The 11337-nt window shown below is 69.1% G+C and carries 7 protein-coding genes; 2 read left to right on the top strand and 5 right to left on the bottom strand.

Annotation, left to right across the window (positions count from 1 at the left end; genetic code table 11):
• The first annotated feature begins 99 nt into the window (after positions 1–99).
• Positions 100–807 (top strand): DUF4386 domain-containing protein, encoded by a 708-nt coding sequence (locus tag HPO96_RS10025; RefSeq protein WP_171673074.1) that lies wholly within the window; start codon positions 100–102, stop codon positions 805–807.
• On the opposite strand, the gene HPO96_RS10030 is transcribed toward HPO96_RS10025, so the two are convergent.
• On the bottom strand, positions 766–4146 hold the full coding sequence (locus HPO96_RS10030; protein ID WP_171673075.1) for an NACHT domain-containing protein: 3381 nt from the start codon (positions 4144–4146) through the stop codon (positions 766–768). The two genes, HPO96_RS10025 and HPO96_RS10030, sit on opposite strands and share 42 nt — an antisense overlap.
• A gap of 71 nt (positions 4147–4217) precedes the next feature.
• Entirely contained in the window at positions 4218–4355 is a 138-nt protein-coding gene (locus HPO96_RS10035) for a hypothetical protein (protein WP_171673076.1), read from the bottom strand.
• 331 nt (positions 4356–4686) lie between these two features.
• Between HPO96_RS10035 and HPO96_RS10040 the strand changes: the two genes are divergently transcribed.
• Positions 4687–6501: a S8 family serine peptidase gene (locus tag HPO96_RS10040; protein ID WP_171673077.1), complete on the top strand. Its 1815-nt coding sequence runs from the start codon at positions 4687–4689 to the stop codon at positions 6499–6501.
• Here the strand turns inward: HPO96_RS10040 and HPO96_RS10045 are convergent.
• The 3 genes from HPO96_RS10045 to HPO96_RS10055 form a co-directional block, all read right to left on the bottom strand.
• Positions 6491–9235: an ATP-binding protein gene (locus HPO96_RS10045; protein WP_202885783.1), complete on the bottom strand. Its 2745-nt coding sequence runs from the start codon at positions 9233–9235 to the stop codon at positions 6491–6493. The two genes, HPO96_RS10040 and HPO96_RS10045, sit on opposite strands and share 11 nt — an antisense overlap.
• Positions 9236–9298: 63 nt before the next feature.
• Positions 9299–10075: a GDSL-type esterase/lipase family protein gene (locus HPO96_RS10050; RefSeq protein WP_171673078.1), complete on the bottom strand. Its 777-nt coding sequence runs from the start codon at positions 10073–10075 to the stop codon at positions 9299–9301.
• The gene (locus HPO96_RS10055; RefSeq protein ID WP_171673079.1) at positions 10072–11328 is read right to left on the bottom strand and encodes an alpha/beta hydrolase; all 1257 of its coding nucleotides are present in this window, start codon (positions 11326–11328) and stop codon (positions 10072–10074) included. The genes HPO96_RS10050 and HPO96_RS10055 overlap by 4 nt, the downstream gene beginning before the upstream one ends.
• Between the last annotated feature and the right edge of the window lie 9 nt (positions 11329–11337).

An 11337-nucleotide genomic window follows, 5' to 3' on the forward strand; every position in this document is an offset into this window, starting at 1 on the left:
GCCTGACACTCCCTCAGGCGCCGGCCGGCCCACCCACCGGCTAGGATTCGAACCCTGAGGCCGAGGGGGTTCGGCCGTTGCACTCCGGGGGGAGTCCAGATGGACACTGCTGTCACACGCCGCACCGCGACCATCACCGGCTGGCTGATGATCGTCACCTTCGTCTCGTCGATCCCGGCGTTCTTCTTTTTCTACGCGCCCGTCCGCGAGCATCCCGCCTACATCACCGGTGCCGGCCCCGACCCGACAGCGAGTGTCGCCCTGGGCGCCCTGCTCGAACTGATCCTGATCGTCGCCAACGTAGCCACCGCCGTCGTCCCGTACGCGCTCTTCAAACGCCACAGCCCGACCCTCGCCTTGAGCTACGTCGCCGCCCGCCTCCTCGAGTGCATCTTCATCGCCGTCGGCATCCTCAGCCTCCTCACCTTCGTCCTGCTTCGCCAAGAAGGCGCCGCCACCGACAACCCCGCGCTGGGTCACCTCTTCGTCGCCCTCTACGACCGCGCCTTCCTCCTCGGCCCCGGCATCTTCGCCGGCCTCGCCAACGGCATCATCCTCGGCGCCCTCATGTACCGCTCCGGCCTGGTCCCACGCGGCCTCGCCCTCCTGGGCCTGATCGGCGGCCCCCTGGTAGTCCTCTCCGGCATCGCCGTCATGGTCGGCCTCGCCGACCGCGGCGGCGCCCTCCAGGGCCTCGCCACCATCCCCGAGTTCCTCTGGGAACTCTCCTTCGGCATCTACCTGATCACCAAAGGGTTCAGGGAGTCACCGGCTCGTGCCGGCGTAGTGGCGAAGGACGGGCAGTAGGTCGGTGACGTCTTGACCGACGGTGATGCGTTCGTGGGTGACGAGGTAGCGGGACACGAACTTCTCGTCGTCCCACGAGAAGGTTTCGGCGAGGAAGAGCGCATCGAGCGGTGCGATGTCGCGTAGTACGGACCGGGGTAGCTGATCGAATGCGCTCAGGGTGATCGGTGAGTTGAGCCAGTAGGCCGGCCGCTCGAGGCGCAGGTAGGTGACGAACTCGGGAGCGAAGTACCGGCCCTCGAATCGCAGACCGAACCGTCGCGCCATGTTTCGGTCGAGATCCTGCCACAGATCGGTCAGTGTCTGTTGCTGCTCAGTCCCGCGACGCAGCAGTGCGGCGTGGCGGAGAACCACGACAGCAAAGGGGCGGTACTCGGCTCCCATTCCGCGAATCGCACGGTCGAGTTCTTCGAACCTGTGGAGCAAAGCCGGGTGCGCGGCGGCCACCGGTACGAGCTCAGCCGCATAGATGCTCAGATGCGCCCAGCCGATCGGCTCGAGCAGTCGTTCGACAGTCTCTTCCGGAAGCTGGACCGCATCTCTCGACAGCAGGCTCAGGACGTGTTCGGCGATCAATGCGGGCGGGGTGCCGCCGACCAATCTGAGCTCGACTGCCAGGTGCTCGTAGGCGTCCAGCTCTTCGGGGAGCAGCAGGTCGAGCTGCGGGACGCCGATGCGCTGATGGTGCAGGGTGGCGATCAGCTCCAGAACGTTGAGCTGGTTGGCCGTCCAGGCCACGGCGGACGTACGCCGTGCCGGGTGGCCGAGCGAGAGCGTGGCCATCAGAGCTCGGTCGCCGATCAGGGCGGCCTCGCTGAATTCGGCGGCCTGATTGGCGATCGGCTCGGCGTACACCTGGTCGTCGTGGCTGCCGAGGGCCTGAATGACCGAGACCCAGGCAGACTGGTCCAGCCCGGCGCGCCACAGCCGTACCTGTCGCTCCCAGACGGCGGGGTCCAGACTGCCGACCAGGAGGTACCGGGGGACCGGCCGCTCGGCCATGATGACGCGGAGGAGCGTCAGGTTCGCGGTGTACGTCGCTCGGCGGCGTACCGGGTCGTACGCCGTCGGCTCGAACTCGTCGTCGGGTATGTCCGGACGGGTCCGTTCTGCGTTGAGGAGTTCGGTCAGCGCGTCGAGTACACCGGAGCGGGTGTCGTCGTCCAGCTCTCGTGACAGCTCGGTGACGAAGTTCAGGATGGGTTGGCGGATGCTGAGCGGTTGGTGGGACAGGACGCGGCGCAGCAGCTGCTCGTCGTGGTTGGTGCTGAGCAGGTGGATGGTGAGCTCGGCGACCAGGTACTCGCCGAAAGTGGCGTGCAGGAATTCGTAGGCGTCGCGTTGCTCGCGGTCGGCCTTGGCATTGTGGATGAACATGAAGGCCCCGAGGACCCGGTGGGCCTGGGTGAGGGCCGCTGCGGTCGGTCCTGGGAGGAGCGCCGCGAGGTCGGTATCGAGTTCGCGGTCGGTGATGTGCTGGCGGCCGCGGGCGAACATGCCGAAAGCGACGTACTGCAACCGTCTGCGCTGCGCGCGGACCTCGGCGCCGCGTTCTGCCGGCGTCGTCGATTTCTGAACCTGCCGGAGCACGAAACGATCGAGCAGACGGTGGTAGAGCTCTGACCGGCTTGCGTCGTCCAGGCGGTCGGCGTCGCGATCTCCGTCGGTCAGGTAGACCGCCAGCATCAGCAACAGCAGAGGCTGGCGGGCCAGCTCCGCGAGACCAGCGTGGTCGGTCAGTATCTCGGTGGTCACTGGCCGGAAATGCGGTGTCCGGACATGGGTAAGGTTCCAGATGGCCAGCCAACGGCTGATCCGGGGGACGTCGAAGTCGGACAGCTTCAGCAGCGGCGTACCGGCCGGAATCGTGGCGTGGTCGGCGACGATTGTCCGCGAAGTCACGATCACCGAGGTCGGTACCTTCAGCGATCGGGCACGCTTCTGGAACTCGACGATCTTCTCCAGGTAGTCGGACTGGGTGAGTCCGGTGGCCTGGATCAGCTCGTCGAACCCGTCGAGCAGGATCACCAGCCGGCATCCGTGCGGGCAGCTCGGGGACTGGCCGGCCGGGCACTCGTCGCACGGGCCGCATTCGCTGCGCAGATCGCTGAGGTCGGTGCGGGACCGCTGGAGTGTTCGCCGTAGCTCGGCCGTGATCTGTTCGCTGAGGTCTTGATCGGGGTCCACCCGCCGGAGCGGAACCCGGACGACGGCGAACGATGCGGGCGGCAGACGAGCGGCAAGCACCTCAGTGAGGAGCGACTTACCAGCGCCCGGATGCCCGAGCAGCAGCAGCGGCAGCTGGGTGCTGGTGTCGTCGGCCAGGTAGGACGCGAGGTAATCGACGAGGGAATGGTGCTCGCGGACGTCGTTCCACCAGGACTCCTCCGCCGGCCTGGACTGGCTGTCGGCGACCGCCAGCTTGAATGCGGGCTCGACGAAGCCCTGCTCGACCGTCGGCGACGCCAGCTCGCCGCCGGCCCGAAGCAGCGGTTCCCTGAGGATTTCCTCCGCCGTCAGGGCCAGCTCGGCGCGGATGCTGCCCGCGCGCGGAGGCGAACTGTTCATGACAAGCTCGAACAGTGCCTCGAACTCTGCGAGCGGACCGGACCGGATGGCCTGCCGGGTGGCCGCGTGCTCATTCAGATTGACCCACTGGGCGAACGACGCATCGGCGCTGAGCTCGAGCATCCGGCCGCGGTAGATGGTCGCGGCGCAGTTGGCGATGTCGTCGGCGGCGTTCGGGCCACTGGTGGTGACCTCTGCCCAGGCTTCGAGACCGGAGAAGAACTGCAGGGTGTCGATGCTGAGCCGATCGAAGTACGGCTGGATGCGCTGTTCGAGGTTCTCGATCACGCCGTACTGCGGTGACGGGAGCGGTACCTCGGTGTCGAGGAGCATCGCGACCACCTCGGCTCGATTCCCTGGAGCCGATGGAAGCCCGACCAGTCGGGCCTTCTCCTTCTCGGTGACCTCGAGGCTCACCAGTGTCGGGCCGAGCATCTCGTGCAGGGCGTCGAAATAGGCCGAGAAGACCGTCAGCGTGTGCGCTGCGGCGATGAGGTCGTGTTTGTTCTCGGCCGTGTCCTTGCGAGCAGCCCTGGCCGCCCGGTCGGCCAGGGCGCCGAGCAGTCCGATGGCTTCGTTCTTCGGGTCGATCAGGCCCAGCAGCGCGGAGGCTCCGGCTCCGATCACCGGGAGCGGCGCGCCGGTGGCCGCGGACACTGCGGCTCCGCCGAGGAGCAGTCCGCCGAAGACCTTCTCCAGGACCGCGAACCTGCGTCGTTCGGGTTCGAACAGTTCCAGCGCGCCGCCGAAGGTGAAAGGTGAGCGAGCCATCCGAGCAAGTTAGCGCTTGCGAGGACCACCAGCAATACGCACAGTCACCGGCGTTCGGGTGGCCGCGAGGTCTACTGCGGGAAGCAGAAGGCTTGGGCGCCTACGGACCAGCACCGGATCTGTCGGGTGGCGGTGTTGGAGTTGCCGGCGCGGTCCGTGATTTTGAGTTCGGCGGTGTAGGTCTTCTGGGTGTTGGCCCAGTTGCCCATGGGGCCGCCGCTGTCGCCTTGGCAGATGCCGTCGTGGCCGTCGGCGTGGCAGGCGCAGATCAGGTAGGCGTCGTTGAAGGAGCCGCAGGTGGTGCGGCCGTCGACGAGTACGCGACGAGTGCGGTCGCCACGGCGAGCAGATTGCGCGTGGGCTCTCCTCGAAGTGGGGCGGTGCTCGCAGCATCCCCAGCCGCGCCTGACGGGACAATCCGTAGCCCTACGGATCTCATGGGCGTTGCGGGCTACCTAGTGTTTTACGGATTGTTCTGGGATTGGCGGGCGCGGAGAGTGGGCGGAGGCCGCGCCGCTCCGCCGGCCCAGAGGAGGAACCATGCGGACAAGGAATCTGTTTGGTGTGCTGGTGACGGCGTTTGTGGTGGGGGTCGCCGGGAATGCGTATGCGGTGCCGAGCGGGACGGTGCTGAATGCGGGTGCGCCGGATACGGTCCCCGGGTTGTACATCGTCGGCCTGCACGGCGGCGTCGCGGTGGCTGCGACGACGGTGGACGCCGAGGCCGGCACGCTGACTGACCGGTACGGCGGCACGATCCGCAACGTGTATTCGGCCGCGTTGCGTGGGTTTGCGGTGCGGATGTCGGAGGGCCAGGCCCGCCGGCTCGCGGCCGATCCGTCGGTCGAGTTCGTGCAGCAGTCGTTGTGGGTACGCCGGGCCGACGTCAAGGTGAACATGTTCGGCGCCCAGGTGGCCCGGGCCGCGACGTCGATCGCGGCCGCGGGAGAGCAGCCGAACCCGCCGTCGTGGGGCCTGGACCGGATCGACGGCGTCAAGGACAACGTCTACAAGTATCCGAACACCGGCACCGGCGTCACCGTCTACAACACCGACTCCGAGCTGAACACCGACCACGCGTCGTTCGAGGGCCGGGCGCAGTCCGGGTACGACTTCGTCGACGAGGACAGCAACGTCAACGAGTGCAAGAACCAGTTCGACCAGGGCCACGGCACGCACACCGGCGGCACGTCGAGCAGTGAGACCTACGGCGTCGCCAAGGACGTGACGATCGTCGGCGTCAAGGTGCTCGGGTGTGACGGCAACGCGCCGGACGCCGATTCGATCCAGGGTGTCGACTGGGTGACGCAGAACGCGCGCAAACCCGCGGTGGCGAACGCGAGCTGGACGTCGGGCGGTGCGAACGCCGATCCCGAGGGCATCAACCGCGCGGTCAAGAACTCGATCGCGTCCGGCATCGTCTGGGCGGTCGCGGCGGGTAACGACAACGGCGGCAACGCCTGTACGCCGAGCCCGGCGAAGGTGCCCGAGGCGATCACGGTGGCCTCGACGGACTCCAACGACAGCCGGTCGAGTTTCTCCAACATCGGCTCGTGTGTGGACATCTTCGCGCCCGGCGGCAACATCACGTCGGCCAGCAACTCGAACAACACCGGCAGCAAGGGCATGTCGGGTACGTCGATGGCCGCGCCGCATGTCGCCGGCGCCGCCGCGCTGTACCTGTCGGCGAACCCGAACGCGACGCCGCAGCAGGTGCGGGACGCGCTGGTGAGCCAGGCACAGGAGGGCAAGGTGCAGAACCCGGGTGCGGGTTCGCCGAACAAGCTGCTGGATGTCAGCAAGATCGGTGGCGGCACCGGCGGCCCTGCGGCGTCGTTCACCGCGAACTGCTCGGCGGCGTCGCTGTCGTGCAGCTTCGATGGCTCCGGGTCGACCGGCACGATCGCGTCGTACGCCTGGGACTTCGGTGACAGCCAGACCGGCACTAGGGCCACGCCGTCCCACACCTACGCCCAGGCCGGCACCTACACGGTGAAACTGACCGTGACCGACGACGCGGGTAAGACGGGCAGCACGACGAAGCAGGTACAGGCTGGTGCGCCGCCTGCGGGCCAGCCGCCGAAGGCCTCCTTCACGGTGCAGTGTCAGTGGTCGGCGTGCAGTTTCAACGGCAGTGGCTCGACAGACCCGGACGGCGACATTGCCTCCTATGCCTGGACGTTCGGTGACGGCAAAACCGGTAGTGGCGTGACCGCGACCAACAGCTACGCGAACACGCAGAAGACCTACACGGCCGAGCTGAAGGTCACCGACCGGGCAGGTGCCAGCAACACCGTCAGCAAGCAGATCCAGTGCTGGAGTGTGGGCGCGCAGGCGTTCTGCTTCAGTCAGTGAGCTGACCGCGGGATTCGACGCCCAGCTTGCGGAGTACCTTCGCCACGTGCTGTTCCACCGTCCGCGGGGACAGGAACAGCACGTCGGCGATCTCCCGGTTCGTCAGGCCCTGCGCGACCAGCCGGGCGACGTCCTGCTCGCGTGGCGACAGTTCGGAGCCGTAGCCCCGGCGGCCGCGGCGCGACGGCGACGGCGTACCGCGGCTGCGCAGGTCGTGGCGGCAGCGCGCTGCGTCCCGGGTCGCACCCAGTACGTCGTACCAATCAGCAAGCGCGGCCAGATCGGCGCCGCAGTGCTCGGACGACTGCGCGGCCAGGTAGGTGGCGCCGAGCGCCCGGAACTCGGCCTCGGCGCTCAGATGGTCGCCGCGACAGGAGGCGAGCGCGGCCTGGGCCAGGGGAGCGTCGCGGCCGGCGATCCCGGCCGCGAACTCTTCAACCAGTCGCGAAGCGTCGGCGGGTGGCAGTACGGCGACCGCGACCGGGGCGAGATCAGCGGCCCAGACCCACACCCCTTTGTGCCGGACCAGTTGCAGCCCCGACTGGACGGCGGCCGTGGCCTGGCCAAGGTCGTCCTGGGCGAGCCACATCCGAGCCAGCCCGGCGAAGCCGCCGATCGCGATCGGCGTGATCGCATCGGCCGGGTTGTCGACCCCGGTCCGGCTCAGGTGCTCGGACGCGGCGGGCCATTCGCCGCGGGTCAGCGCGAGCAGCCCGAGCACCAGCGACAGCTCACTTGCCACCGGCAACAGATCGCGGTACTCGCCGAGCAACCGGGTGGCCCGCTCGGCGAGCCCGGCCCAGCGGCCGGTGTACCAGTCCAGGCGGACTTCGGTCGAGCGCGCGGTGCTCACGACGAACGGGCTGCCGGCCTCGGCAGCGAGCCGGACGCCGCTGGTCAGGAACTCGCGAGCCTTCCCGAACTGGCCGATCGTCGTACACGAGTCGGCCAGGTTGCATCTGGTCCGCGCGAGCTGACGCCGCTCAGCCACGGTGTGCACCGTCGTCGGCAGTGCCGACAGGTCGGTCAGCACCTGCGGATCTCCGATCGACAGCCGCGATCCGAGCACGTTCGCGAGCAGCGACGTCCGCAGCTCCAGGTCGTCGCAGTCGGCCAGGTAGGCGTCGACGCGGTCCAGCCACGGCCGCTGTTCGGCCAGGGGCACGTCGCCGACGAACGTCGTGCCGAGGACGGCGGCGCCCCGGGCCGCAAGATCGGGCCTCTCGGTCAGTTCGTCGACGGCCTGGCTGATCACCATCCGCGCCTCGGCGATCCGGCCGCTCTGGCGGACCATCAACCGGCCCAGCAGCAGCCGGACCTCACCACGTGCTGCCGTCGACAGCCGCTGGTCGCTCAAGACCCGGTCCAGGGTGGCCACCGGGTCATGCTGATCGAGACCGGCGTACGCGACCGAGCCGAGTTTCGTGGCCAGCCGGTCGACCTGTTCGGTCGGCAGGTCAGGCTCGGCGAGTAGCTGCTGCAGCAGACCAGTCGCGACGGCCGGGTCGCCCACGTCGGTGGCCAGGTCGGCGGCCTCCTCGCCGTACTGCAACCAGTCGGCGCGACGATCGGCGCGCCGACTGTGTTCGGCGAGCTGGACCAGAGGCGCCGGGACGACGTCGCGCAGCGCGGCGATCGCGTTCAGGTGCAGTTGACGCCGGGCCGGGCCTTCGAGCGAGTCGTACACGGCCTGCCGGGCGAGCAGATGCCGAAAGCCGTACTGGTTCGGCCGGACTTCGTGCAGCACCCCGGCCCGCGCGAGCTGGACCAGCGCGAGCTCGGCATGCTCCGGGTCGATCGCCGCGACCAGGGTGAGCTGTTCGACGCCAGCCGGTACGCCGAGGACTGCGGCGGCGTGCACGATCCGGTGCGCCAGCTCGGGCAGCCCGGACAGCCGGTCGGCGAACGCATCCCGCAGGAGCACCGGTACTTCGACCACCTCGGGCAGCCGGGCCGGAAACGTCCGTACTGATCGCAGGAGCTCTTCGACCACGAACGGGATCCCGGCGGTCCGTTCGCGGAGCTGGTTGGCGAACTCCGCACTCACCGGCTCCTGATCGAGGATCGCCGTCGCCAGCGTCCGGACGGCGTCGGCGTCCAACGGCCCGAGCTGGAGCAGCACCCCGGCGACGTGGTCCGGCGGCCGGTAGGCCGAACCGAGCGGCAGATGCCCGGCGAGGTCTTCGCGGCGGTAGGTGATCACGACCGACAGGTTCGGCGGGGGATCCGTCATCAGAAAGCGCAGCAGCTGCCGAGTGCCGTCGTCGGCCCACTGCAGGTCCTCGACGACCAGAACGGCCGGACCGATCGCGGCCAGCACCTCCCTAGCCGCACGCAGCGTGCGGTGCCGCTCGGCATGTGGGTCGCCGATCGGTGCTGGTTGCTCCGGCAGCTGGGTCAGCTCGGGCAGCAGCGGGCGCAGCGCGCCGGCGACCGGGCTGACTGTCTGCAGCCGCGTGCCGACCAGACCGCGCAGCGCCTCGATCACCGCCCCGTACGGGAACGGCTCGCGCAGCGGCTGGCAGTGCCCGACCAGAATCTTCAGCCGGGCCAGCTCGGGGTGGGCCAGCAGCTCGTCGACCAGACGGGTCTTACCGATCCCGGCCTCGCCCTCGATCATCACTACCGTCGAACGGCGCGGTACGGTCGAGACCAGGACCTGCAGCTCCTCGGACCGGCCGACGAGCACGGGTGAGCCATTGCGCAGCAGTCTGCGGTGGCTGAACACGGTCATGACGCTCCCAGGGCGGCGGGTTGTCACGGAGACTAGTTCGGCACCGAACGTAGTGGAAGAACTTCAGCCGGTGATCTTGCGGCTCGGGGTGGCCGCGAGCAGGAGGTCGGCGATCAGCGCGTGCCCGGCCGCGTTCGGGTGGTCGCCGTCGGAGGCGAGCAGGTCGGTGATCTCGGGCGCGGTCTCGAACGGGGTGTAGAGGTCGACGTAGGTGGCGTGGGCCGCGTGGGCGGCGTTGGCGATGAGGTTGTTGGCCGCCCGGGTGAGGGCGAGGGTCGCGGCCGGGCCGCCGTCGGGGTAGGCGGCGTCCGCGACGTCGCCGTCCTTGAAGACGTTCCAATAGCCGGTGACCAGAATCTCGGGGGTCCGGTCGCGGTCGAGGACGTCGATCCGGTCGAAGATCCGGCGCAGGTTGTCGGTCAGGTCGGTGAGCTCCCCGGTGACGCATTCCGTCGTACAGCGCCCGCCGGTGACGTCGTCCTCGTGCCCGGCGAAGTCGTTCGCGCCGATCGTGAGCAGGACGTAGTCCGCGTCCGCGGTCGCCTTCGCCATCCGGGACGTGGAACGGTCGAGTTCCTCGAGCAGCCCCTCGGAGTCCAGGCCGCCGATCCCGAAGTTGTACGCCGTGACGCCGGTGCCGGTCCGGTTGGCGAGCAGCTCGCTGTACTCGGCCGGGAAGCCCGTGCAGTAGCAGTGGTAGCCGGAGGTGACCGAGTCGCCGAGCGCGACCACGCTGAGGTGGCCGGGCGGGGTCTTGAGCGGCGGTGCTTTCGTGTCGGTCGCGATGGTCAGGGCGACCAGTGCGACGGCGACCGCCAGATGGAGGAGTCTTCGCGTCACGCGGGCCTGAGCTGGTCGACGAGCCAGGGATAGGAGCCGGCGAACGCCGGGCCGGCGAACTGCCAGACGTGGGAGCCGGGGGAGACCTCGACCCGCGACGGGATGCCGACCTTGGCGGCAGCCTTCGACAGTTGATGCGCCTCCCGCTGGTGGGTCTTCTCCGCGGTGCTGGTCAGGAAGACGCCGCTCACCCCCTGGTAGCGGCCGTGGTGGCGCATCACCTGCAGCGGCTCGTTGGCCTGCTCAGCGGCGACCGATCCGCCGTACAGATCCCGCAGAGTGTCTTGGGCGTCGCCGCTGTACGGCGCCAGGTCGCCGGAGATGTCGACGAAGTGGCCGAACGTGCCGGGGTGCTCGACGACCAGATCGAGCGCGCAGGTGCCGCCCATCGAGAACCCGGCGACTGCCCACTGCGCCGGGTTCCGCGACGCGCCGAAGGTGTGCTCGACGTACTGCGGGACGTCGACTGCCAGATGGGTCGCGGCGTGACCGCGCGGGCCGTCCACGCACTCGGTGTCGTTGTCGAACGATGCTGTCGCGTCCACGAAAACCAGTATGGGCGCAAACCCGTGATGTTGCTGTGCGTAAGCGTCGGACACGCGGACGGCGTTCCCCAGCCGCACCCAGTCACCCGGCGCGCCCCGCTCGCCGCCGATCATCTCCACCACCGGCAGCACCGGATGCTTCGGCCCGCGGAACCAGACCGGCGGCAGGTACACCAGCTCCTGGCGGTGCTTGAACCCGCTGTACGTCGGCGGCACGTCGACCGCGACCAACCGACCGGCCCGCGGTAACGCCTGCCCGGTCGGCGTCTGCGCGAGCCCGGTCATCGACACCTGCCCAGGCAGTGGCGCGCCGGTCCAATCGTTGACCGCGGCATCGATCGTCGGGTAGTAGCCGACGAACTGGTTGATCTGGTTCGCGCACACCACACTCGCGACGACGATCGCCAGGACCGCCGTCCCGCGCCGCCACCAGCGCGCGCTCCGCCACCCGGCGACCAGCACGGTCACCCCGGCCAGCCCGATGCCGAACCAGATCCAGACCTTGAGCGGGAGCGGATCGGTCATGCCGACCAGCTCCGCGCCGGGGTACGACGCGAGCAGCGCCCCCGCTGCCGCCACGCCGAGCGCGATCGGCAGGACCCGCCGTCGCCAGCGCCGATCCCGCCGGCCGATCGCGAGCACCAGCAGACCCACCGCCAGCACGCCCAGCAAGCTGGGGAACCACCCTCCGAGCAGAGACACGTCCATGCGACCCCT

Source organism: Kribbella sandramycini, assembly GCF_013131805.1.
Taxonomy (GTDB): domain Bacteria; phylum Actinomycetota; class Actinomycetes; order Propionibacteriales; family Kribbellaceae; genus Kribbella; species Kribbella sandramycini.